19 protein-coding genes are annotated in these 23435 nt (G+C 69.8%); 9 read left to right on the plus strand and 10 right to left on the minus strand.

What is annotated here, in order from left to right; genetic code table 11:
* Positions 1 to 113: 113 nt before the first annotated feature.
* The 10 genes from ACFYO5_RS34290 to ACFYO5_RS34335 all read right to left on the minus strand — a co-directional run bounded on the left by ACFYO5_RS34290 (position 114) and on the right by ACFYO5_RS34335 (position 9994).
* The gene (locus ACFYO5_RS34290) at positions 114 to 836 is read right to left on the minus strand and encodes a VWA domain-containing protein (protein ID WP_388716523.1); all 723 of its coding nucleotides are present in this window, start codon (positions 834 to 836) and stop codon (positions 114 to 116) included.
* A gap of 137 nt (positions 837 to 973) precedes the next feature.
* Entirely contained in the window at positions 974 to 1387 is a 414-nt protein-coding gene (locus ACFYO5_RS34295) for an SsgA family sporulation/cell division regulator (protein ID WP_388716526.1), read from the minus strand.
* Between the two features lie 348 nt (positions 1388 to 1735).
* Positions 1736 to 4048 (minus strand): hypothetical protein, encoded by a 2313-nt coding sequence (locus ACFYO5_RS34300; RefSeq protein ID WP_388716529.1) that lies wholly within the window; start codon positions 4046 to 4048, stop codon positions 1736 to 1738.
* Between the two features lie 91 nt (positions 4049 to 4139).
* Positions 4140 to 4658, minus strand: a complete 519-nt coding sequence (locus ACFYO5_RS34305) for a hypothetical protein (protein ID WP_388716532.1) — start codon at positions 4656 to 4658, stop codon at positions 4140 to 4142.
* Between the two features lie 2 nt (positions 4659 to 4660).
* Positions 4661 to 5368 (minus strand): hypothetical protein, encoded by a 708-nt coding sequence (locus tag ACFYO5_RS34310; RefSeq protein ID WP_388716535.1) that lies wholly within the window; start codon positions 5366 to 5368, stop codon positions 4661 to 4663.
* The gene (locus ACFYO5_RS34315; RefSeq protein ID WP_388716538.1) at positions 5365 to 6036 is read right to left on the minus strand and encodes a hypothetical protein; all 672 of its coding nucleotides are present in this window, start codon (positions 6034 to 6036) and stop codon (positions 5365 to 5367) included. The genes ACFYO5_RS34310 and ACFYO5_RS34315 overlap by 4 nt, the downstream gene beginning before the upstream one ends.
* A gap of 109 nt (positions 6037 to 6145) precedes the next feature.
* Positions 6146 to 8026: a hypothetical protein gene (locus tag ACFYO5_RS34320; protein ID WP_388716541.1), complete on the minus strand. Its 1881-nt coding sequence runs from the start codon at positions 8024 to 8026 to the stop codon at positions 6146 to 6148.
* A 614-nt stretch (positions 8027 to 8640) separates the two neighbouring features.
* On the minus strand, positions 8641 to 8838 hold the full coding sequence (locus ACFYO5_RS34325) for a hypothetical protein (protein ID WP_330351901.1): 198 nt from the start codon (positions 8836 to 8838) through the stop codon (positions 8641 to 8643).
* A 146-nt stretch (positions 8839 to 8984) separates the two neighbouring features.
* Positions 8985 to 9371: a hypothetical protein gene (locus ACFYO5_RS34330; protein ID WP_388716544.1), complete on the minus strand. Its 387-nt coding sequence runs from the start codon at positions 9369 to 9371 to the stop codon at positions 8985 to 8987.
* Entirely contained in the window at positions 9368 to 9994 is a 627-nt protein-coding gene (locus ACFYO5_RS34335; RefSeq protein WP_388716547.1) for a hypothetical protein, read from the minus strand. The genes ACFYO5_RS34330 and ACFYO5_RS34335 overlap by 4 nt, the downstream gene beginning before the upstream one ends.
* Before the next feature lie 226 nt (positions 9995 to 10220).
* Here ACFYO5_RS34335 and ACFYO5_RS34340 point away from each other — a divergent pair, with 226 nt between their 5' ends.
* From ACFYO5_RS34340 to ACFYO5_RS34380, 9 genes are all read left to right on the plus strand, one after another.
* Positions 10221 to 10964, plus strand: a complete 744-nt coding sequence (locus ACFYO5_RS34340) for a GntR family transcriptional regulator (RefSeq protein WP_388716550.1) — start codon at positions 10221 to 10223, stop codon at positions 10962 to 10964.
* A gap of 1189 nt (positions 10965 to 12153) precedes the next feature.
* Entirely contained in the window at positions 12154 to 13752 is a 1599-nt protein-coding gene (locus ACFYO5_RS34345) for a hypothetical protein (RefSeq protein WP_388716553.1), read from the plus strand.
* A gap of 1016 nt (positions 13753 to 14768) precedes the next feature.
* Positions 14769 to 15692 (plus strand): hypothetical protein, encoded by a 924-nt coding sequence (locus ACFYO5_RS34350; protein ID WP_388716556.1) that lies wholly within the window; start codon positions 14769 to 14771, stop codon positions 15690 to 15692.
* A 109-nt stretch (positions 15693 to 15801) separates the two neighbouring features.
* Positions 15802 to 16086 carry a hypothetical protein gene (locus tag ACFYO5_RS34355; RefSeq protein ID WP_388716558.1) on the plus strand — a complete coding sequence of 95 codons (285 nt, stop codon included), beginning with the start codon at positions 15802 to 15804 and terminating at the stop codon, positions 16084 to 16086.
* Positions 16083 to 17174, plus strand: a complete 1092-nt coding sequence (locus ACFYO5_RS34360; RefSeq protein ID WP_388716561.1) for a conjugal transfer protein — start codon at positions 16083 to 16085, stop codon at positions 17172 to 17174. Before ACFYO5_RS34355 ends, ACFYO5_RS34360 begins: the two co-directional genes overlap by 4 nt.
* A gap of 35 nt (positions 17175 to 17209) precedes the next feature.
* Positions 17210 to 17536, plus strand: a complete 327-nt coding sequence (locus tag ACFYO5_RS34365) for a hypothetical protein (RefSeq protein WP_388716564.1) — start codon at positions 17210 to 17212, stop codon at positions 17534 to 17536.
* The gene (locus ACFYO5_RS34370; protein WP_388716567.1) at positions 17533 to 18150 is read left to right on the plus strand and encodes a hypothetical protein; all 618 of its coding nucleotides are present in this window, start codon (positions 17533 to 17535) and stop codon (positions 18148 to 18150) included. The genes ACFYO5_RS34365 and ACFYO5_RS34370 overlap by 4 nt, the downstream gene beginning before the upstream one ends.
* 36 nt (positions 18151 to 18186) lie before the next feature.
* Positions 18187 to 20784, plus strand: coding sequence for an ATP-binding protein (locus ACFYO5_RS34375; RefSeq protein ID WP_388716570.1), 2598 nt, complete (start codon positions 18187 to 18189; stop codon positions 20782 to 20784).
* Positions 20781 to 23405 (plus strand): hypothetical protein, encoded by a 2625-nt coding sequence (locus ACFYO5_RS34380; RefSeq protein WP_388716572.1) that lies wholly within the window; start codon positions 20781 to 20783, stop codon positions 23403 to 23405. The genes ACFYO5_RS34375 and ACFYO5_RS34380 overlap by 4 nt, the downstream gene beginning before the upstream one ends.
* The last annotated feature ends 30 nt before the right edge of the window (positions 23406 to 23435 follow it).

Raw genomic sequence — 23435 nt, forward strand, 5'->3', positions numbered from 1 at the left:
CCGCGGTCATCGGGCGCAAGGTGGTGCGGTGCAACGTAGGTCCTTGAGGTCTGTGGCTGTTGTGGTCAGGCCGGTGGGCGGCCGTGCGGTGATGCGCGGCCGCCCTGCGTGTCTCAGGTGCGGGGAAGCCCGGTGACCAGGCGGTTGTAGAGCTCGGCGTTGGACAGGGCCAGCGGGTTGGCGCCGACGGCGCTGATGCCGGTGTTTCCGGGGAGTCTCCTGAGGAGGTCGAAGTGACGCTCCGCGCCGAACGGGACGAACTGCCAGCGCACGTTCTCGTGGGCGGTGGCATGGAGGAAGTCGCGGGTAGCTGATTCGTCCTGCGGTCCTCCGTCGGTCTGGAACACGACGAAGGCGGGGATCGATGCCTTGAAGGCCTTGGATCCACGGTAGTGCTCGAGGACCGCCTCCATGGCCGGGCGGTAGTGGGTGCCGCCCATGGGGCCCAGGGAGTTGTGGAGTTGGGCGATGCGGCCTTGGTGGGCGCCCAGGGCGACTTCCTCGAAAGCCTGCGGGCGTCGGAGCAGACGGCTCCGTGCGAGTGTGTGCATCTCGTCGGAGAAGAATCCGACCGGGACCCTGCCGTCGTCGTCGAGGTGCGCGGAGAGGCTGAGGATCTGGTCGCTCAGTCGCTGGACGGTTCCATTGCGGAAGTACGGCTTCATGGAGAGGGAGCGGTCGATCACCAGGTAGACGGCGGCGCGCCTGCCGATGAGGTCGCGGTCTCGGAGGCTGGTCTCGGCGTCCTTGTACATGCCGATGAGGTCGGGCGCGGTTCCGGCGACCTTGTCGAGGCTGATGGCCGAGGTCTTCTCAAGGGAGTGGGTGGCAGGCATGGCGAACTCCTGGCTTGGAGTGGTGATCGGGTCACTACTAGAGGTGTACTTCGCGGCGTCCGTGTGACATCGCGGCGTGAAGTTTCTGGCGTGGAGGGGCCGTCACCCCGTGGCATCGGCCCCGTGTTCCCGCACGGTCAGTGGGCCAGAAGTTCTTCGAGGATGCTGTCGATGTCGATCGCGTCTAACTCGCTGCCTGCGGGGACCGCCTCGTAGGTCTTGTCGAGCCAGGACTTGACGGGGGCCGCCATGCCTTCGAGGCGCGCGAATCCCTCGGGGGTCTCCAGCTCGATGCTGAACCTGGGGTCCTGGGTGGTCCCGAGGGGGGTGATCTTCACGTCCCCGATTCCGGCGGGTGCCGTCATGCCTTGCGCCAGCAGTTCGCGGGCGAACGTCCACCGGACCACCTCGTCGGGCGAGATGTCGAAGGAGAGCTGGACGGCGTAGGGGTCGGCGCTCAGGTAGTAGAGCCTCACGGGCACGGGGACTCGCACGTCGTGCTCGGTCACGAGCGTCATGCGGATCTTCTGTTCCAGACCGGGAAAGCCCATGGATGATTCCTGTTCTTCGGCGTTGAGAGCCCGTCGGTGACGACGGGGGTGGGGCGGCGGAGGTGGCAACGCCCTGCGATACTAAAAGAGTACAGCGATATTTCCAATTAAGCAACACACGTACGCGGGTTGGTGCCGCTCCTCCCCCTCCCGGCGCCCGGACCCGGGAGCACGCTTCGCCGGCGAAGCGCTGAAAAGGCTCGCAGGCCGGGATGGTGGGTCTTGAACGGCTGGATCGGTTCTCGCAGGCCACCATCGGTCCTTGATCACGTCGGGCATTGGCCTTGTTCGGCTGGGGCCGCTGATCACGGCCAATCAGGATCCGATGGGCGCCGATCAGCCGGCCATTCACCGCAGGGACTCGATGGCCTCCTCCAGCGCGGCCAGGTAGAAGCCGCGGGGCGCGCCGTCGATTTCCCTGATCCGCTCGGAGGTCAGTTCAACCTGTGCGGCGTCCAGTTCACGCCGTACGGCCTTGCCGAGCTCCCGGAGACGGTAGATGTCGCTCTTCTCGTCCCACCGCCCCCAGCGCTCGGCGTCGAGGGCCCGCAGGTGCGGGTGGAGCTGGTCGTAGGTGAGATAGGCCGGGTCCTTCTCGAGCATGAAGGCTCCGCGCAGGACCTGGACGATCGCCGGCAGTTCCTCGGGCCTGTCGTGGTGTGCAGCGGGTGTGTCGGCGGCCAGGAGGTCCAGGAGTGCGCGCCATTCGGCGTCGAGACCGGCCTCAGACAGGGTGAAGGTGAGGTCGGGCCGGCCTGCGGCAGCGCGCTCGACGCCGACCTTGGCCGCGTACTCCGCAGTGACCTCGCGGACCTTGTAGCGCACCGGGCGGTCGGGCATGCCGGGCAGGCCCTGCGCGTAGATCTGGCCCGCATCGTTGACCTGAGTGTGAGTGGCCGCGCGCAGGAGGTCGGCGCGGTAGCCCTCGGCGATTGCGCCGCCGCCCAGGAGTTCGGTGACGTCGACGCGGCGGCAGGAACCGAGGAGCTTGCCGGACAGTTTCGGGCCGACCGCCTCACCGAGCCAGTCCTTGGTGCCGAACTGGCTTCCGCCGACCACCCAGATCGCTTCCTTGCGGCCGACCAGGAGCAGCCGGATGAGCAGGCTCTTCGCCTGGGCGGAGAGCTGGGCCCACTCGTCGACGAAAACGACGATGGCGGGGTGCTCGGGCGAGACACGCCACTTGTTGCCCCAGCCGTAGCGGGCACGCAGCCGGGCTCGGGCGGAGCACAGTGCGAGCAGGAACTGCAGGGTGGCGACGATCTTGTCGTCATCCATGCAGGCGTCGAGGGTGATCGCCTCGCCGAGGTCTCCGACGCCGGTTCCGACCGGATCGAGGTTGAAGGCGACGGCGTCGCGGCAGGCGGTGACCACCTCGGCCAGCGCCAGCATGACGCCGCTCTTGCCAGCGCCGGAGTCGGCGACCATCAGCAGCATCAGTCCTGCGAGGGCGAAGGTGAGCTGCCGGGCGTCCATGGAGACGCCGTAGTCGGCCGGCTCGGTGATCGACATGGACAGCGGGGCGCGGTACGGGACGTCGCCGACGAGTTCCGGGCTGAACGGAGAGTGCTGCACCATGCGGATGGTGCAGGCGTCTCCCGCGTCAGGATCACCTTCGATGAGCAGGCCGTTGCGGCGTAGCTTGAGCAGGGTGATCAGGCCCTTGTAGGTGTCGTCCTTGTTGAGGTCGTCGGGGGTGCCGGTGTTGAACGTGACACGAGCAGACCATCCCCAGGGCTCCCCGGTGACGTCGGTGACGTGATCGACGTCCTGACCTTCGTGCAGCAGGGCTCGGAGCAGGGCATCGCCGGCCTCTTCGGTGGTGGATGCCTGGGCGATCGGGAAGGGGGTGCGGTCCTCCTCCGGGCCGTCGCCGCTGGGTGCGCCGGCCGCCGCGGCGTCCTCCTGCACAGGAGGGGCCAGTTCGGGCAGCAGCAGGTCCTCGGGGATGGGCCGTTCGACGAGTTCAACGGGGTGGTGGGTCAGCCACCATCCGCCTGCGGCGAGCATCGGGGCAACGGCGAGCAGGCTCGCGGGGACGCTGGCGGCTGCGGTGCCCGCGGCGCCGAGGGCGGGAACGAGGGCGCTGAAGCGGCCCAGTGCCATCAGGGAGCGGGCCCTGCGGATCTGCTCCTCCGTGGGCTGCTCGGCGGCGAAGGGGACCGACTGGAGTGCGGTGAGGCCGTTGCGGCGGCGGCGGATCTCCAGGCTCAGGTCACGGATCCTCTGCTTCTCGGAAGCCTCAAGGCCGTACGCCGCGGCGTCTGCGAGTAGGCGCTTGAGCTTCTTCTCGGCTCGGCGGACCGCGCTGCGGGCCTCTTCCCGGCGGGCCAGGTCGGCTTCCAGCGGCTTGTTGATGATCCGGCGGCGGATCTCGTCGTCGGACATGTAGCCGGCGCGCAGCCAGTACCGTGCCGCGGTCAGGGCATGGCGCAGGCCGGGAAGGATCTGTCCGGCGATCGCGCCCGCGGCAGTGCGCGCGCAGTGGGCTACGCGCCGGGCCGTGACCCAGGGCCGCCTGCGGGTGCCAGGGTCAGCCGACTGTGCCTGCGACTCCTGTTGGGGGCCGGAGTCTTCATCACCAACGAGTTCGGCGAACACGAGTTCGCCGTACGGGGCAAGTTCCGTGCTCTCCGGCGGGTCGTGGGGGCGGTGGTGCATGGGTGCAGGGCTCCTTGGGGCGCTGGTGACGGGCCGGGCGCGGGCGGCCGTTCACGCACCGGGCAATGCGTGGACGACCGTCTGCGGCCGGTCAGCCGCCGAAGATCCAGAGCCCGACGTTGTTGCCGGTCAGGGTGGTGGCGCTGACGATCACACCCATGAAGCCGAGCGAGGTGCCGTAGCACATGGCCACGACGGCCCCTCCGGCCATCTCCTTCCAGTCCGCGGGCTTCCCCTTCGCCGCGTACAGGCGGACGCCGTACCAGACCAGGCCGCACAGTCCGATCGCGGCGCCGCCCGCGGACACAGGGGTTACTGCGGAGCGGGGCGGGTTCGCGTTGGCGGTGGCACCGGCGGCCTTCTCCACCGCTGTCTCACCTGCCACGTTCATGACCTGTCGTAGAGCTCCGGCGATCTCGCCGAAGAGGCCGCCGGAGTTCACCGTGACCAGCAGGACGAAGAAGAAGACAAGGACGAACGTCTTCCATTTCCTGAGCACCTTGTACTTGAAGCCCGCGACGACGGCCGTAGTGGCCATGGCGCCGAACAGCAGGGCCCCGAAGGAGGCGTTGGCGGTCGAATTGTTGAAGAGGTCAATGGCGAAATACATGATCAGGCTCCGGCAAGAAGGTGTACGAGGGCACGCCAGGTGAAAATCGCCAGGCCCGAGACGCCGGCCCAGATCACGGGGCGGGTGATGATCCAGCCCAGGCGGGAGCGCACCAAGCGCCAGGTCAGTCGCCCTGCGGACTTGGCCGCGGTCAGAGCGGCACGGCACAGCAGCCCGATAGCGCCGCCGACGATGGTTCCGATGCCGACCGCGCCCGCGAAGCCCAGGACGGCGCCCGCGGAGATCAGTGGTGCCCCGGGGCCGTCAGCCGTGAAGGCGTCGGCCACCCACCGCGCTGCGGGGGCCCCGTGGATGGGCACGACGTTGGCGACCGCGAGGCACAGGAGGTTGCGGCCGAGCTGCAGTCGGCTCCAGTCAACCTCGTTGCCCTCGGAATCGGTGCTGTGCGTGCGTTCGATGACGGCAGCGAGCAGGTCTGTCCAGCCCAGCCCGAACGCGGCGCCGACGGCCTTTTCGACGCCGCGGCTGACCACCTCCGTGATGTCGAGGCCGGAGTCTGCGGCCGCGGTAGGGGTGTGGTCCGGTGGCTCGGGCGGAGGGGCGGTCCCGGTGACGGCGCAGCGGGTCAGCCCGAGGTCGGCCAGAGTGCAGGTGTCGCTGAGCGGACAGCCCGGGCAGCAGCCCTTCGGGGCGGCGGCGGGGACCGGCTCTCCCTGCTCCTTCGACACGTTGATGTGCGGTGAGGTCATCGGTGGCCTCCCGCCTTGGCTGCCGTGGGCGCGGGGCTCGCGGCGGCGTGACGGGGCGTGGCCGTCTTCGGCACCGTTGAGGTGCCGCCAACCAGGTACAGCCCCGGCCTGCGGAATCCGCCGTACGGGGTGCCGACGATGCTCACCGCGGGCTCCGGTCGTCCGGTCGGTGCGCCTTCGGGCACGACGGCCCAGTCCGATCGCTCGCTCGCATGCGCCTGCGGGGACGGGGTCGCGTCCTCGGTGGCCGGGGCGAAGCCCGGGGGCAGCGCGGGCAGGCAGTTGCTGTGCGGCCAGCGGGCGTCGTTTACCGTGCTGGCCGCGAGGAGCGCTTCGGCCGGCTGCGCGGGGGCGCCGGCCCGGAGCAGGCGGCGTGCCCAGGCCCGATAGCGGCTGCGAGCAGCACGTTGGTCCGCCGAAGGGGAGGATGTGTAGATCGAGTCCTCCCGCTGCTGGCCTTTACGGGCGGCGCGGCGGACCTGCTCCTGACGTCGTGCGCGGCGTGCCCGGTCTCCGGCCGCCTCCAGGCGGTCGGCGCGCTCGGTGGCGGACTCCCCGGCTCCGTAGCGGGCCCGGGCAAGCCGGTGGTCGTCGCCGACGAGCAGCCACTGCAGGCTGATCGGCCGTCGGCGACGGAACGGCCGTCCCTGGCCGGGGTCGTGGGTCATGATGTGCGGGCTCCCGATTCATGGAGTGGGGAGACCCGGCCGGGCCCTAGGAAAGCGGGCCGGGTCTCCCGGTTTTGGCGCTCGAGCCGGCAGTCGGCCAGAGCGGATGTCAGACGCCTGCGAGGTGCTGGCCGAGCTGGCTCTTCGCCATGGCGTTGAGGTAGTTGGCGATCTTCAGTGCGCGCTCGTCGGCGATCGTGTCTCCGTTTGATCGCACCTCCTCCGAGATGCTGCGCTTGCTCAGCGGCTGGTTCCTGGCGACGAGGCGTTCCACCGCGGCGCGTTCCTTGTCCTCGAGCACCATTTCCTCCCCCTCTCGTTCCGCACCGCTGGTGCGCTCGCGTCCGTTCCGGTCGTTCCGTTCCGCGTTCTCCGTTCCGCCCGGCGCGTGCCGTTTCGCCGCTGGCTCCGTTCCGCCCCGTTCCGCGGTGCGGCCCTCCGGCGTCGCCGCGCCCGGTGCGCGTTCCGTTCCCGTGCCGCTCGCACCGTCCGGGGCGCCGGCCGGTGGGGCGGAACGGAACGGGACGCTGGAAGAGTCCTGGTCAGCTGAGGGACGGCCGAGCGGAACGAGGTTGTCGTTCCGGTCCGTTCCGCCGGTGTGCGTGCCGGCCGGCGGGAGCGGTGTCCGGGGCGTTCCATTCCAGTGCGCCCACGCGCCGCTGCCTGTTCCGTTCGGTGCGTTCCCGATCTGGCGGAACAGGGGGACCGTCGCCGGACCGGCGCCGTCGTAGAGACCGGCGAGTGGAACGTGAGGGATCACGATGCGGTTCAAGGCCGTTCCGGAACGGAGCGCGTTCCGGTCCGCCAGCTCGATGCTCGCCGCGTTCCAGGCTCGTTCCAGGGTGGAGAGAGAAGCGTTTTCGATCGTCAGCGACCAAGCCGTCCAGGACCGGACCGGGAAGCGGATCCAGCGGATCAGGCCGATCTTCGGTCGTGCCCGGGAGACCAGCCCCTGCTCGCGCAGGTACTGGCGGTGGACCAGGGAGGCGTACAGCTCCCACAGCACCATGCCGACGACACTCATGGTCGCAAACGCGACGGAGGCCTGCGTCGGCCGCCCGCCGGGACCACAGTGGTGGGCGTAGTTCATCGCGGCCGCTCCGGACGCGAACACCCACGTCATGATCCGGTAGATGGTTCCGGAGTCGCCCTGCTGCCGGGCCTGGTGGTACATCCAGCCGGTGAAAGCTGTCGTGAGCTCCCACGCGGCGGCAAATCCGAGCGCGAAGACGGTCCACCAGCCGAACGCGTCCTTGGCGTATTCGGTCTGGGACCACCAGGCCACCGCCATCGGGGCCAGGATCGGGCCGGTGACCAGGATACGGCGGGCCTGGTTGCGCACGAGCTCACGCACCCAACTGCGGATCTGTCCGAGCCGGTAGGTGAGCGTGGGGCGCCCTTTGGCCTGCTTGTGCTCACGCCGAGCCGTCGACCGCTGGTGACGGCCCTGCTGTCGCACCCGCTTTCGTTCCTGCCGGCGCGCGGGGCGCGAACGCGCGCGCTCCCACGCCTTTTTGGCCTCGGCGAGCAGCCGGTCGGCCTCCTCGTTCTTCTCCGTCGCCGCGGTCTGGCGGTTGGTGGCCTGCTCCAGCAGGTCAGCGGCCCGTTTCTCGGCGGATGCGACCGTCGCGGCCGCGGCGCTGCGCAGTTCCGCGGCGTCGCGGGCGGCCCGTTCCCGGTCTGCCTTGATGTCCAGTGCCGACTGCCGGCGCCGCTCGGTGTCAGCGTCGGCCGCTTCCTGGCGGATGCGTCTGGCCTCGGCCTCGGCGTCACGCAGACGGCTGTTGGCCTCATCGGCGTCGCGCCGGGCTGCACGCCGGAGCTGGTCGGCCTGGATCTGTGCGTCGGCGAGCACCTGCTCGACGTGCACCTGCGCTGTCTCGTGGGTAGCGAGTGCCCGGGTGGTGGCCTCCTCAACGAGGCGCCGTCCTTCCGCTTCCGCAGCGGTGAGGACCTGGGATGCTTCACGGTCGGCGGCTTCCTTGGTCACGGCGGCCTGCTCAGCGGCACCGGCCGCGACGGCCGAACTCGCTTCCCAAGCGCACTCCTGGAGCTCCCGGGCCCGGCGTTCCGCCTCCTCGCACACACGGGTGGCCTGGGCCCGGGCCGCGGCGAGACTGGCTTCGGCCTGCATCGTCGTCTCGGTCCTGAAGGCCTCGCACTCCTCCTTCGTCAGGTCGAGGATGTCGGCCGACCGGTCGCGGGCGTCGGCGAGGAAGGCCAGGACCTCGACGGCCTCGACGGCATCCAGCACCTGGCTGGGGTTGTCCGCAGGCTGCGGACTCTGTGGCTGCGACGAGGCCCTGGGGGGCTGGCGACGTCGGCGACGGGCCTTGCTGCTCACCGTCGTGCTCCTTCTTCGTGGCGTGCGCCATCGGCCTGATCTGGCGGGCACAGCATCGGGGGAGGTAGTTGGGGGGCGAGATCGGCGACGTGACGGTCATCTCCGGCGCCGGGCGGGCTGGCCTTCCCGCGGCTGTGCCGCGGCCTACTCCGGCTCGCCCGCGCCCTGCGCGTCCTCGGCTTCGTACGGACCGAACAGCGCGCGGTCCAGGTCGGCCTCGTTGGCGGTCGGACCGTCCAGCGGCGGGTATGTCACGCGGCTCATGAGTTGGCCGTCCGGCGCCCGAGGGCGTAGAGGCGAGCGCACATCCCGTTGTTGTGGGCGTCGGCCTGGTCCTTGAATCCGTAGCGGGCCAGCACACTGGCGGCGATCGCGAGTTGACAGGTGGCCGGGCGGCGTAGCCGGCCGCTGTGGACGCCCCGCTTGCCCTGGCGTTTCTCGTTCTTCGTGAGTGTCATGTCGTTACTCGCAGAAGTGCTGGAACGGGTAGTACCCGGCGCATGACGCCCAGTAGTACAAGGGCTGCTGCTCGTAGCCGGGAATGATCTGCAGGAGCACGGTGAATGTCCTTCGCTGCGGGCCCTGGCTTGCGGCTTGCAGGTCGTCAGCAGTTGCCGCACGGGCGGGGCCGACTGTGTTCATCGGGGTCGTCCTCCTCCCCGCGGTGCTCGGGCTGTTGGGACGGCGCCTGGTGGTGAAGGTGCGCGCACGCCGACTCGGCGGCATCGTGGACGACAGCGTCCGTCGGGGGCGCCGACTGCTCGATCCACGCTCGGTAGGCGTCGGCCTTGAGGCGGGCCCGGTGCCACAGGATCAGGAGGACACCGACGAGGGCGGTCGGCTGCGGTTCGGTGCCGTCCTGCGGCAGAGGCAGGAGGGTGACGGGTGTCTCGGCCTTCGCCTGCAGGGCCTGCACAAGACGGTGGTTGAGGGCGCGGAGCTTGCTCATCTCGGAGGAGGAGTCGCGGGCCGGCGTCGTGTGGTCTGTCATGCGGCCCACCCCGTCACGCGCCGGTACTCGCCCTGGAGCCGCTCGTGGTGGGCGACCGCGGCCTTGAGCTCAGTGTGGTTCGTCTTCAGGACGTCCGGCTTGACCGAGAGGCCGATGTGGGACTGGGTCAGCCTTTTCACCTCGCGGGCCGGGCGCAGCCGCTCGACGCGCTGTTCGGCCGGCCTGGCGTCGAGGGCGCAGGCCTTGGCCAGTCGCTCGTGGTCGGCTTTGCTGAGGGTCAGCTGCATCTCCTCGGTGGTGCCGCCGCGCACCGCCAGGTCGCGGGGGTGCTCGGGGTATCGCAGGGCGAGTTCGAGGCAGGCGGCGGCGATCGGGCAGGGTGCGCAGTACTGGGCGATGGTGAGCTCGCGGCGAGTCATCCACTCTTCGGCCGGCTCTTCGTTGAGCTGGTAGAAGGCGTTGACGTCGTTCGTGCCGCCGCAGCGTCCCAGCAGGAGGGCCTCGCGCAGCTGGGATTCGCGCATCTGGCTGGCGACGGCCTGCCCTTCGGGGCCGGTGAGGTATCCGCCGTCGGCGAGCTCGGCGGCCGAGGGGGTATCGGCGAGCACGCGGCTGATCTCGGTGGTGCCCTCCGGTGTGAAGTCGGCTGTCATGCTGGTCATTGCGTCGTCTGTCCTTCGTGGCGGGAGGGGGCGGCTTGCGTCACGACGGCCTCCGAGGGCTCGAATCCCTCGGGGGCCGTTTTGCGTGAGCGCAGAACCATCTGGACTACCTGGAGTACCCCAGGTAGTCCAGATGGTGCAACGGTTTGCCGATCTCGTCAAGAGCACTTACGGCGACAGCGGCCCTGCACACCCCGCCCCTTGGGCGTGCGGCAGTATGTGCCACATGGCCACGACCCCGACCAGCAGGCGCAGCCTCGCCGACCAGCTGCGTACTGAGATCCTCAACGGCGAACCCGACCGTGCGCCCGGCACTATCGTGTCCGGGCGCCAGCTCGCCGAGCATCTCGGATGTGCACGCAAGACGCTGATCGCGGCCATGCAAATCCTTGAGCAGGAGGGCCTGATCAGGGCAGTTCCCAAGGTCGGCTACATGATCCTTTCGCCTGCTGCCGCCTTCGAGGCACGCGTCGACGAACACGGCCACGTCCGGCCCGCCCTCGCGCAGGCCGGCGACACGACCGAGCCGGTCACCACGGCGTTCCGCAAGGCGTCCGACGGAGTCGCCGACGCGCTGGGCGGACCGCCGGAGATGAGCGTCGTCCTGCGCCAGAGCGTCCTCGGCCGAACCGGCGCCCCCTGGGCAGTGCGCGAGATGTACGTACCGCGGGGCATCGCCGACGCCGCTCCCCGACTCCTGGATCCAGACCTCGTCGACGAGGCCGGCATCCTGGACGCGGCCGGCCTGAAGGAGACCGGGCACCTGCACACCATCTCGGCGCGGCTGGCGACGGACCAGGAGACGGCGCTACTCAAGTCGCGCACCGCCGTGACGCTTTCAGTGCAGCGCGTGAGCTACAGCGGGGAACAGGCGCGGAGTTGTGAGTTTACGATCATCCGGGCCGATAGAGTCAGCTTGACTGATTGGTCTGGAAATGTGCCTAACTATGGTGAACCGGACGTGAAATGATCCCTGATCAGCGCGACGCGCGGCGTGTACCGGTCCATCAACAGGCTGTGCACTTCTGTTGTCGTTGGGGATAGGGTGACCCTCGATTGATCTACTGCTAGCCCTGACAACACGATGCCCCCGGACCTTGAGCAAGTCCGAGGGCGTGTATCGAGTTCGAGAAACCGAATAAGGCGGTGTCTCGTGGTGGAGCGTACCCGCACCCACACACAAATGCACAGTCAGCCCGGCCTCGTCGCTGCGTCCAAGACGCCGACGGACCGGGGCTTTTTGCTGTGCGGACACCGCTCATCGCTCATCGCCCTGACCGAGGAGGGCGGAATGTCGTAGAGATACCGGGCGGGCGTCCCCTAGCAGGGAACGCTCCTCGCCCTTCCGCGCCGGATCGGAGTTAGCAGCTCCTCTTCCGGCCGTCACCGCTCCTACGGAGTTACCAGCTCCGTCGAGCGAAGAGCCAGACCGCTAGGTCTGGATGATCACTGCCTCCCAGCAGCATTGGCCCCGAGGGGCCTCAGTCGTCCCTGGATAGCACCAGGGAGGAACCGGAGTACATCTTGCAGCACCACCATGGCATTTGTCAGCTCAGCAGCCGTCCGGGACCAGCCTTCTCAGCCATTCGTCCCTCAACTGTCACGTCAAGGTCACACGACGTGATGGCAATTTCTCCCCGTGTGCCCGCTTCAGGAGTGTCATCCACTTTTGGGCGCGGCCCCGGGACGGCCTGCTCACGCGACCTGCTGGTGGCGCCTTCCGCGCCATGTCCACCAGGCGCCTCGCGCTGAATCCGCCCCCGCGGCCAAGGGGTCCGGACAAGGGGCTTCGCCCCTCGCTTCACACCTTGGCCATGGGCTTTCCGCGCCCAGCTGCACGGCATGCCGCGCGTCAGCAGGCGAGCGTCCGGCCATCACTGTGCACGGATGCAGCCGCAGGGTTGACACCTCTGACCGCAGCCGGGCGCCTGGTCCCATATCTGCAAGGCCGTCTTCTCCGCACAGCCGGGAGGACGGCGACTCGAGCACCTCGTCGACGGTTCGTCACCCCGCCGACGGCGTGCGGGAGAAGTGTGTCCAGTTCTGTACTCCTCGCTACCATCGACCCGCCCATTCCGGTCCTGCCACAGCAGGCGTCGGGCTCTTCCCGCGTGTCCCGTAACCAGCGACCCGTACGGCGCCAGCGCGTCAAGGTGCCGATGCGCCTTGTGGAGTCTGCGCACTACGCCGACGTCGCCCTGACCGTCTACATGAAGATCAAGGCGCTCGGCCAGCGTCCGGAGGGCTGCACCGCAGGGACGGCGGTCCTCGCCTCCTACCTCGGGCTGTCGCGCTCGTCCGTCGAACGCGGCATCGCCCAGCTGCGCAGGCCGGGTCCGGATGGCGTCATCGAGCTCCCGACCAACCAGCGCCGGTCTCTGCCGGGAGGATCCGGCACCACGGCCCGGCGTCGCGTGCGTCCGATGCGGCGGGACGAGCGCTTCATCTGGCTGCCCGTCGCGGCCTGCGAAGACCTCAGTCCGCGGGAGCTTCGTGCGTTCGCGGTGCTCTGCTTCGCCCAGGCCCAGCGCATCCCGCTCACCGAGGGCGAGCTGGCCGGCCACCTGCACCACCACTCCGGTGCGCGCGCGGGCACAGCGCTGTCGGCGGCGGCCGCGGGAAAGGTCGTTGACGCGCTCGAAGCAACCGGATGGATCACGGTGCTGCGACGGGCAGGGGCCCGAGGCCGGCACCAGTTCATCGCGCACGACGTCCCCCCTGCGCCGCAGACATCGCCGCCCTCGACGGCGGCGGAAGCCGACTCGGCGTCTTCGCAACCTGATGAGGGATCGGGTGTGGCGCCCAGTGAAGGTTCGCTCGCGACTAGGGAAGACCAGAGAACTGACCGACCTGATGACGAGCGCCGCCCTGACTCACCCGCCGCAGGCGAAGTACAGGTGGTAAAGGGCGCTTCACCTGTGGATAACTCCGGCTCACGCCCTGCGCGAGATGGTGGGACCGAGGGAGAACTCGCGCTCCGCGCGGGTGCCAGACGAGCGCTCTCCCAGGGCGGCCAAGCCACTCAGGCCAGCTACGACGGCCCTGCGCTGACGCTGCACCCGCGGATCGTCGAAGTCCTTGAGCCCGTGCAGCCGCTGTACCGGCAGGCGAACACGTTCATGCAACGGCGAATTGCCCGCGAGGTCGGGCGCCAACTCGATCACGGCTGCGACGTCCCCCGGCTCCGCCAACGGCTGACGGCGCGATTCGCGAGCGTGCTGATGTCGGACATCAAGGACCCCGCCCGATGGCTGATGGGGGTCGCGCTGCCACGGTGGGGCTGTGGCCACCAGGCCTGTGAGTCCGGTGTGATGTGGCCGAGCGGCGAGGCCTGCGCGGCATGCTCCGACGTCGCGACCACACGGCGCTGGGAACGCCTACGGCTCCACCGGATCGAGCTCGGCCAGTGCCCCGACCACGGCCTCGGCGGACCAGGGACACCATGCACGCAGTGCGTTCCGTCGGTGCCGTCTCGTCCGGCTCCTGAACACGTGCTCCCGGCTCCGCGCCGCTCGGTCTGCCGGGACTGTGGCTGCCGGATCAACCTGCTCGGCCCCGCGCTCGGTGATCAGCTCTGCAAGCCGTGCCGGGAGCAACTGCGTGCGCTGGCCGCCTCCACGGCGCCGGAGCGCCAGCGCGCCTCGGCGCGGTGCGTTGGGTGGCCCGGGGAGACCTGTGAGCGGTTGGCGCTGCCGACCCGGCCGGTGTGCGCGCGGCACCGGGCGAAGGAACTTCTCGCCGAGGTGGCCGGACGATAACCAGCCGCCTCGTCCGCACTCGTGCGCGAGCCGAAGCGCGCGTCGGAGTGCGGGCCTGCCTCCTCGGTGCGCCGCCGGGTGCCGTCGTCGCGCGCGGCGCGCGCGGTGCCCACCGACGTGCGCTTGTGGCAGGCGCGCGGCGCGTACGCGCTCGACCCACGCGGCGCGCCGCCAATGCGGTCGGCGGCGATCGGGGTCCCGCGCGCGGTGCCGAGCGCACCGGTCGGTCAACTGATCGGACGCGGCTCCAAGGGGCTTCACGGAGCTGTCCCGCTTGTGACGTGCTGTAGTCGCCAGTGATGCGGATGGACTCCTCAATTCCGATGCACCCATGGCGGATTACCCCTTGTCCAGGTTGATGACCACGCGGCGGTCGCCCCTTGTCCAGCTTGCGGAAGCCCTCCTTCCGCCCCTTGTCCACCGCTGCGGCCTGGCGCGTCATTCCTTGACCAGGTTCGCTACCGGCCAGCTGTCGCCCTGGTCCGGGTAGGACGCGGCCCGGCCGCAGCGGGTCTCAGGGGAAACATCTCTCACGGGGTCCGCCCTTCGCGTGCATCACGCTGCGTCAGCAGAAGGCGGTGGACGCACCGCTGCTGCGGGGCGGGAGGCAGGGAACTGGCGCGCCGCGCGCGCCGGCCTTCCGTTCGGCAGGTGGCACTGTCGCCGGGCGAGGTGCGCACGGTGCGCCCGGCGAAGGTCCCGATGGCGCGCCGCGCGTTGCGGACCTGCCAGCGAAGGCGCGCACCGGTGCGCCCGGCCGCGCGCACCGCGCACCGCACCAAATCCGCGCTGGTGCGCCGGCCCCCGCGCGATGCGCACCGTGCGCGCACCCCTTGTCCAGCTCGCGCACCGGTGCGCGCACGTCCACCGCACCCCTTGTCCGGTGCGCGCGCCACCGCGATGCGAAGCGCGTTCTTCCTTGGCCGCTTGCCTCGGCCTGTGCGGTCAGACCGCGGACTAGGGGGGTCAAAAGATCGTCAGCGGCATCCCCACCGGATGACTAAGGACGGTCTCGGATGTCGCACCGCACAAGCCCCCTCAGCACCTCTTCCGCCTCGGCCACCGACGAGGGCTCCAGCACCCTTCGGAGCCTGAACCGCGACTGGGCGGCACTCTCCAACGACCACCGCGCCTGCGACCTGGTCGCCGACTGGGCCGCCGAGCACCCGCTGTTCGCCGGCGCCCAGAACCCGCAGGGTGTGGTCGACAAGATCAGCGCCCTGTTCCGCCGCGGCGCCTGGGAGGACCACGACCAGGCGATGTCCATCCTGCTGCGGCGCGCCAAGGGCACCGGCGCCGATCAGGATCTGGCCTGGCGGGCGGCGGCTCGCGTCATGTTGCCGAAGACCGTCTCGATGGCCAAGTCGCAGCAGCGCGAGGGAATCCGCTGGGACGACATCGTCTCGGCGATGTTCAGCGCGCTGTTCGAGGTCGTGGGCACCTACCCGCTGGAGCGCCGCCCCCGGGGCGTCTTCGCGAACATCTCGATGGACACCCTCGTCCTCGCGCAGAAGACCATGGCGGCCGACTACGACGACCGCTCGGCCCTGCGGGACATAGGGGACTCGTTGCTGCCACTCGTCGGCGACCGGTCCGCCGCACTGCTGCCGGCCGGCGCCCCCGACCCGGCGACGCAGGTGCAGCTGGCCGACTGCCTCGTGCGGGCCGTCGAACTCGAGATCGTCAGCAGCGACGAACCCGAGCTCTGCGCCGATGACCCCCGCGCCGAACTTCTTTCCCTCGTGATGTGGGCCGTCGACATCCAGGCGCTCACGATCTCCGACGCCCAGCGGATCGCAAGCTACTACCTGGAAGCCTCCACCGTCCCCGGCCGCGCCCCGCGCACCCGCCGGTCGATGGGCAACGAAGGCGCGCGCCTGCGCCAGCGCGCCAGCCGGGCGGTCCGGCCGCTGCGCCAGGCAGTCCGCACCGCCGCCTGAACTTTTTGCCCTCCGGCTGTCACACGGCGGACCAAAACCACACCTCTACGGGTGATCCGTGCACGGCCCCCTTTCCCGCTCTGACCATCGACTTCACGGGAGCACCTTCATGACTGCCGCCCACACCTCCGGCCCCACTCGCGCTGCAGGCCCGCTCGCCGACGAGGACGAGACCCGCGTGGCCACCGCCCGCATCACCGCCACCCGCCTGGGCACCGCCCTGGTGCGCGACCCGCTCGACCGCACAGTGCACGAGGAGATGCGCCACTTCCTCGACCACGACTCCGAGCCCGCGCTCATGTCCTGGGAGACGCTGAAGTCCCGTACCCCCGAGCATCTGAAGTCCCGCATCGCCGCACTTCTGACGGCGCAGGCCCAGCGGAGCGCGTCTTGAAGCGCTCACGCCGAAAGGCTCGCCGGGAGAACGAGGCGTGGCCCGAGGACGCGGCTGTCGAGACCGTCGAACGGGGGCCAGCCGAACAGGACGAGACGGAGGAGGCCGCCGGCTGGAAGACAAGCACGGCCGGCCTGACCGGACTCGCGCGCCTGGCCCGCCTCGGGGCATGGACACTGATCGCCTCCGGCCCGGTCATCGGAGTCCTTGCTCTGCTCAGCTCCTCCGCACCGGCCCAGAGCGCGCCCAAGCCGCAGGCCGCGGTCAAGTCGACCGAGGCGACCGGGCCGGCGGGCTTCGCGCAGCTCTTTGTCGGCTCCTACCTGGAAGCCGGGGAGGGCACCGAGAAGAACCTGGCGCCGTACTACTCGGGCAGCATCGCGCTCACGCACCCTGCCGGCACCCGCAGCGCCCTGCGCACGCAGGTGATGGACGCCCGCGAGCTCTCCTCCGGCTACTGGTCCGTCACCGTCGCGGTCAACGTCGCGGCGAAGTCCAAGAAGGGCGGCTACACCGACGCCGGAGTCCAGTACTTCCGCGTCGCCGTGCAGTCGACCGGCTCCACCGCCGACGCCACGTCCGGATACACGGCCGTCTCCCTGCCGGCGCAGGTCGCCGCGCCGCGCTCACTCAAACCCGGTGACCTCGGCTACCCGACCTCTCGCGGCAGCGGGACCGCCGACCCCGCATCGGATACCGCCGCCTCATTTCTGAAGGCGTACGTGGCCGGCCAGGGCGAGTTGGACCGCTACACCGCCCCCGGCGTCCACATCTATCCCGTGACGCCGACCCCCTACTCCTCCATCAAGCTCACCGCTGTTCAGGACGACTCCCCCGACAGCGCCGACAACAAGGTCCCCGGCGACGGCGTCCGCAGGCGCCTGCTGGTCTCGGTCGACGCCACCGACGCGGACGGCAACACCTTCCCGCTCACGTACGCGCTCGGCCTGACCGCCCGCGCCGGGCGGTGGGAGATCTCCTCCCTCGACGACGCCCCAGCCACCGCTGCCCAGAGCAAGCCGTCCAGCGCCCCGAACGCCCAGGCCCCGGCCACACCCAGCGGCGCCGCATCACCGTCCGGCAGCTGACCACCGTCCGCCCACCACCGAAAGAGGAAACGTTCATGCACCCGCTGACCGCAGATCCGAACACTGTCGTCCTCGCCGGCGACCTGCTCGACTGGGCCACGCTCAAGACCAACCAGATCGGCACCCTCATCAAGCTGGTCGTCGGCGTCATGGTCCTGGCCGCCGTCGCGATGGCGTACTGGAGGACCAAGTCCTGGGTCGCCACCCTCGTCGCGTTCTTCCTGGGCGCGCTCGTCCTGTGGGGCATTGCCAACCTGCCGTCCCTGCAGTCGAAGGTCGGCTCGGAGATCGACGACCAGGCCTCCAGCGTTGCCCCGCAGGTGCCCGGGCCGGACTCCGGCAACTTCAAGGCGCTGCTGTGAGTGCGTCCGAGGAAGACCTCGTCGGGCATTCCTACACCCGGGCCCGGAAGCATCCGCTCGTCATCGGCAAACTCCCGGGAGCCGGACGGCTCCCGGGAGGCCCGTACACGATCACCCAGATCGTCACCATGGTCGTCGTCTTCGGGCTTCTGGCCATCACACAGGCCCTCTGGGCGCATTTCGGCCTCGCGAACATCCTCATCATGGTCGCACTCCCCTGGGGGCTGGCCTGGGTGCTGCGCTACGCGCGGATTGACGGCCGGGATCCGGCACGCGCGCTGCGCTCCCTGCTCATCTACGCCTCGGCGCCCGCAGGCGGCCGGCTTGCCGGCCGCCCCCAGCGGCATCCGCGTCCCCAGCTGTCGCGGACGACCGCAACCGTCCGGGCCGTCGGGGGCCCTGACTCCGACGGGCTCGCCCCGGCGCCGCAACGGCCGCAGGTGGCTGCGGTGCCCCAATCGCGCCCGGCAGGCCGCCCGGCTTCGGCCGCCGTCTCCTCCGCCCGGCCAGCCGGCCCCGCCGGTCCGGCTCAGGCGACGCCGCCCCGCGCGAGCGGCCGAAGCCAGTTGCAGAGTCTCCTCGCCTCGCTCGAGGACCAGCACCCCCGCTCGTAGCAGCGCCCTGCGCCTCATCCACGAAGGACTTCAGCCATGCGTCTCCCCGTCCGGCACATCAGCGGCAACCTCATCTGGACGACCAACGCCGCCACGTGGGGCGTATGGAAGGTCGACACCGAGAACTACACCCACGCGTCCAAGGCAACGAAGAGGGAGAGGCTCGACGCCCTGGAGGCGCTGTTCAAGAGCCTTCGCGGTGAGGTCCTGTTGCTGAGCCTGTGCCCGCAGGTCGACGCCGCCTCTGTGGTCCAGCGGATGACGGCCGGGGTGGACTGGGACAAGAGTCCCGAATACGTCGACCTGTCGCTGAGGGTCCTCGACCAGCTGGAAGGTCTCGAACTGACCGGCCGCGTCGACTTCCTGGCAATACCCCTGCCGCACCTGGACCTCAAGCAGACCGCCAGAGCCGTCGCCTTCTCGGCGCAGGCCGAGTTGATGTCCGCGCTCGGGCTGCCAGTGCCGCCCATCACCGCAGATGAGGAGGCCGAGCGGCTTCTCCAGGCGAACCGGATCGCCGCATCCTGGCCGGCCGGCATCCAGCTCAAGGCCGCCACCGAAGCGGAAATCCTGTGGATCTACGGACACGCCGCGCGCCGAGGTCTCGACGAGCCGCTGCTCCCGGAAGAGGGTGCACTGCGCGGCCTGCGAGGCCGCGGGCGCACCGTCGCCGCTCACACCCAGGTCGTCCTGGACGAGGGCGGCCGCGCAGGGCAGAGCCGTAAGGGGCCCTCGAACCCGTTCGGCCGCCGCTTCGCCAAGGTGACCACCGAGTTCGGCAGCAGCTACCAGGCCTTCAGCGTGCTGGCGGAAATGCCCGACTCCTTCCGCTTCCCCGGCTCGGAGTACTTGGCCGCTCTGGATGACTTCGGCTTCCCGGTCGACTGGGCGGTCCGGCTGAACATCGAGGCCGGCTCGAAGGCCGAGCCCAAGTCCCGCAGGCAGCAGCGCGAGCTCGCGCACCAGCGCGGTGAGTACGACGGAGAGACCGCCGGCGTTCCGGCCTCCCTGGACAAGGCATCGTTCTCACTGGACGAATACCGGGACCGGCTGACCTCCTCATCCACCGAGGTAGAGATCCGCGCATCCGTCGTCACCTGCGTGTGGGGCGCCACCTCGGAAGAGGCCAACGAGCGGGCCAACTCCCTCAAGCACCACTTCGGCGGCAACGACTACACCCTGGTGAGGCCGGTCGGCGACCAGGTCCCCCTCTTCCACGCCATGCTGCCCGGCACCAAGACCCCGCGGCCCCTTCTCGACTTCAACCAGTACCTGCTCGCCCGCGACTTCGCCATGGCGATGCCGTTCAGCGGCGCCAGTCTCGGAGACGACACCGGCTCCCTGTACGGCCTGCAGTTGTCCGGCGGCGGTGTCCGTCCCGTCTTGATCGACTTCAGTCACGGGCCCCGCGTCAACGCCTCGGCGAGCGCGGCCTTCGTGGGGGAGCTCGGCTCCGGCAAGAGCGTCGCACTCAAGACGGCGATGTACTCAATTCTGTCCACCGGCCACCGCTACGGTGAGTCCCGCAGCCGCGGCCGCGCCCTGGTCATCGACCGTACGCCGCAGCAGGAATGGACCAGGTTCGCCCTGGCCTGCCCGGGCGAGACGCAGATCATCCGGGTCGACGAGACCGCCGGCGTTTCGCTCGACCCGCTGCGGATCTTCCGCGGACCGCGCGCGGCGCGGTACTGCGAATCGTTCCTCACGCCCCTGCTGGACATCGCCAGCATGTCGATCGAGGGCGTCACGCTCGCCGAGAGCATCGAGGCCACCCGGCGTGGCCCGGCCCCGTCCATGACCGCGCTCATCGCCAACCTCGCTGCACGCGCGAAGACGCCGGACGCGGAGGAGCCGAACGACGCTGCCGTGCGCGCCGCGGCCTCCGAGCTCGTCCGCAAGATGCGGGCCTTGTCGAAGAAGGACCTCGGCCGCACGATTTTCGACCCGACCCTGCCGGTCGTCCGCATCACGAACGCCGACTCCATCGTCTTCGCCGTCGACCGGCTCGGCCTGCCGACCAAGGAGGAGCTCAGCGAGCACCGCCTGCGCAGCCTGGAGGTTGAGAAGAGGTTCGGCTGGCGCCTGATGTACCTCATCACCGCGCTGTGCCGGGAGGTCGCGTTCGCCAACTCCTCGGAGTTCACCGGCGTTTTCCTGGACGAGTGCTGGTGGCTGACCTCGTCCGCCGAGGGTTCCAACTTGCTGCTCGAGATCATCGCCGACGGGCGCAAACACGGTGCGGGTGCCTTCGCGGGCAGCCACGACCCGTACGACATCGGGCCTAAGAACGAGCTTGGCGACAAGATCAGGGCGCTGCTCTCCCACATCTTCGTTTTCCGCCACCGTTCCAAGACCCTCGCCGCCCGGTGCCTCGAGTTCATCGACCTCGATCCCCACGACGAGGAAATGATCAAGCTGATCACGGAGAACCTGAGCCCGCTCAACGTCTCCGACGCCGAGCGCGGCCTGCGCGCCGGCGAATGCCTCTACCGGGACCTGCGCAAGCGGATCGCGGGAATGAAGGTCCTCATTCCGGCCGACGACGGCGCTGCGGACGCCATTCACACGACGCCGGGCCAGATGGGTGAGGACGAGCCGGCCGTCGCGGTGCCCCTCGAAGGGGCTCTGGCATGAAATCCGCCTCCCGTGCCGCGCCCCGCCGGCGAGCCCTGCGTATCTGGCTCATCGCCGTGCCCCTGGCACTGCTGCTGGGTCTGAGCGCCGCAGTCGCCTTCGCCGACACGGTCCCCACCCCGAGCCCTGGGCCGGCCCCCACCGCTCCGGACGCCAAGCCCACTCCGAAGCCGGGCGGCGACAAGGACAAGCCCGACCCGTGCGACCAACTGCCCCACGGCAGTGCTCAGTACAAGTACTGCAAGGAGGGCGGCAGCGGCGGGGGTGCCGACGGCAAGGACGACAAGCCGACGACGAAGCCCAAGCCGGAGGACACCTACAACCCGATGGAGCCCCGCCCCGGGGTAACACCGCCTGCGCCTCAGCCAGGTGACGAGGACAAGCCGGTCGAGGACCTGAGTAAATCGCCCAAGGACGGCTCCAACGGCCTGCTGCAGCCGTTCAACGTCAAGGACAAGGACGGCGTCCCGATCTCGGCGTACAGCGTCGACTCCGACACGGGCGGCTGGACCGACATCGACTTGACAATTTGGAACCTGCTGGCGCAGTTCTTCTTCGGAGTCGCCAAGTGGTTCGTGGGGTTCGCGTGCTGGCTGATCGATTGGGCGCTCAATTTCGGGCTCGCGAAGATCCTGGTCAAGCCCGCCGACAACATCGCCACCAGTTTGCGCAATCAAGTCATCAACCGTCTCGGTCTGCCCGGGCTCTTCCTTCTGTTCGCGGGCCTCTATGCGGCTTGGCAGATCCTCTTCAAGAACCGCAGCAAGGGCTTCGCCGAAGCCGGCACGTCCCTGGTCGTCGCCGCCATCGCCACCACAGTTCTGCTCTCACCGGCGCAGGTGCTGCTGGGCACACACGACCAGCCCTCACCGGGCGGTTCGACGATGCTGCTGAGCGACGACGGCCTGATAGGGAAGGCAAAGGACCTCTCGCTGGAGGTCAGTGCCGTCGTCCTGTCCCAGAACCCGGAGGGTGACGCCAAGCCGGAGAACGTCTCCAAGCCGATCACCGACGCTCTGGTCGACGCGTTCATCGTGAAGCCGACCCAGTTGATGCTCTACGGCAAGACGTTCAAGGACCCTGCGTGCTCAAAGGCTTTCGCCGAGGCGTCGCTGGTCAAGTACAACTTCGAGCAAATGGGCATCGACTTCTTCGAGGCCAACAGGATCAACCCCACCGGTGAGGCCACCTACGCGGCTCAACTCACCAACGCGGGCGAGCATTTCACCAAGGTGTGCAAGGTCAAGGAGGGCGACGCAAAGAAGGCGTCGGCCGACATGACGTTCTCGGCGGCCTTCGTCGCGCTCGCGGCGATCATCGTCTCCGTGCTCATGGTCCTGGTCACCGGCACCTTCCTGGTCGCGCAGGGCTGGCTCGCCTTCGAAGGCATCAAGGGGCACTGGGCCCTGGCCGCGGGCATCCTTCCCGGCGGCGGCCGCGGAGTTCTGTGGCGCTGGGTCTCGGCCATCATCAAGGCCGTCCTCGGCGTCATCCTCGCGATCTTGTTCCTCGCGGTCTTCATCGTGATCATCGTCGCGCTGATCGACGCGGACACCGGTGAGATCCTCGCCGTCAAGTTCATCTGCCTGGACCTCGCCGCCGTCGCGGGAATCGTCGGCCAGAAAAAGATCAAGGAGACCGCGCGGCAGGTCAGCGTCAACTTGAACCGGCGCCTGGCCAACGCCCGCGTCGGCGGCAGCCGTCAGAGCGTCTTCAACTCCTTCGGCCGATACGCCGAGACCGCCCCGGGCATCAAGCAGCTGTTCGGCGAGGCCCGCGGTGAAGCCCGCAAGGTCAGCAGGCCGATCGGCAAGGCTGGGCGCACGGCCAAGCAGATGTGGATGGGAACACCCCAGCGCGGCAAACGCGGTGGCCGCCTGCGCTCGGCCGCACGCCTCGCCACCAACGCCGCGGCCGCCGTGGGCACAGGTGGCGCCGCGACAGCCGCGAAGGTCGCCGCGCAAGGAGCCGCCAAGCAGGCACTGCGCCGCCGACTCGCCACTGCCGCTTCGAACAAGATGGCGCAGTCCCGCGGAGGCCGGGCCACCCTGGCGGCCGGCAAGGGCGCCGCCGCGACAGCGCAGTTCGGCTGGAAGGCCACGAAGTTCGCCACCCTCGCGACAGTGGGTGCCCCGGTAGGCGTCCCTCGAGGCATCACAGCTGCCAAGCGGGGCGGGACGGCCGCAGCCGCCCGGGCCAACGCCGTCAAGGGGCAGCTGACAGCAGCGAAGAACCGGGCCGGCGCGCGGGTCACGGCAAAGGTCGACGGCGCCCGCGCCTTCGGCAACGAGTACCGGCGCAATGTGCAGACCGCAGGGCGGTTCGTGGGACGTCACGCGGCCAACGCCCAGCTCGGCATGGCCCAACCGATCTCCGGACCAACGCGCCCGTCGAGTCCTCCTGGTGTGCGCGCGGCCGCCAGCTCGCCGCCTGTGCCCGGGCCTGCGCCGTCCTCGGGGGCTACCGCTCCGTCCGGCCGCTCGGCGGCGGGACCGGCCTCCATCCCCGCACCGGTGCTGCCCGTGCCTTCGCCCAGCGGCGGCGCCCCGCCTGCATCACCACCGCCTCCCCGGCCCATCCGCCGGGCGACGCGGCCGGCGGGCCCGCCCCGGCGCCCCTGACTGGCCGCGGGGGTGAGCGACACCTGCTGC

Source organism: Streptomyces sp. NPDC006259 (genome assembly GCF_042870975.1).
GTDB lineage: Bacteria > Actinomycetota > Actinomycetes > Streptomycetales > Streptomycetaceae > Streptomyces.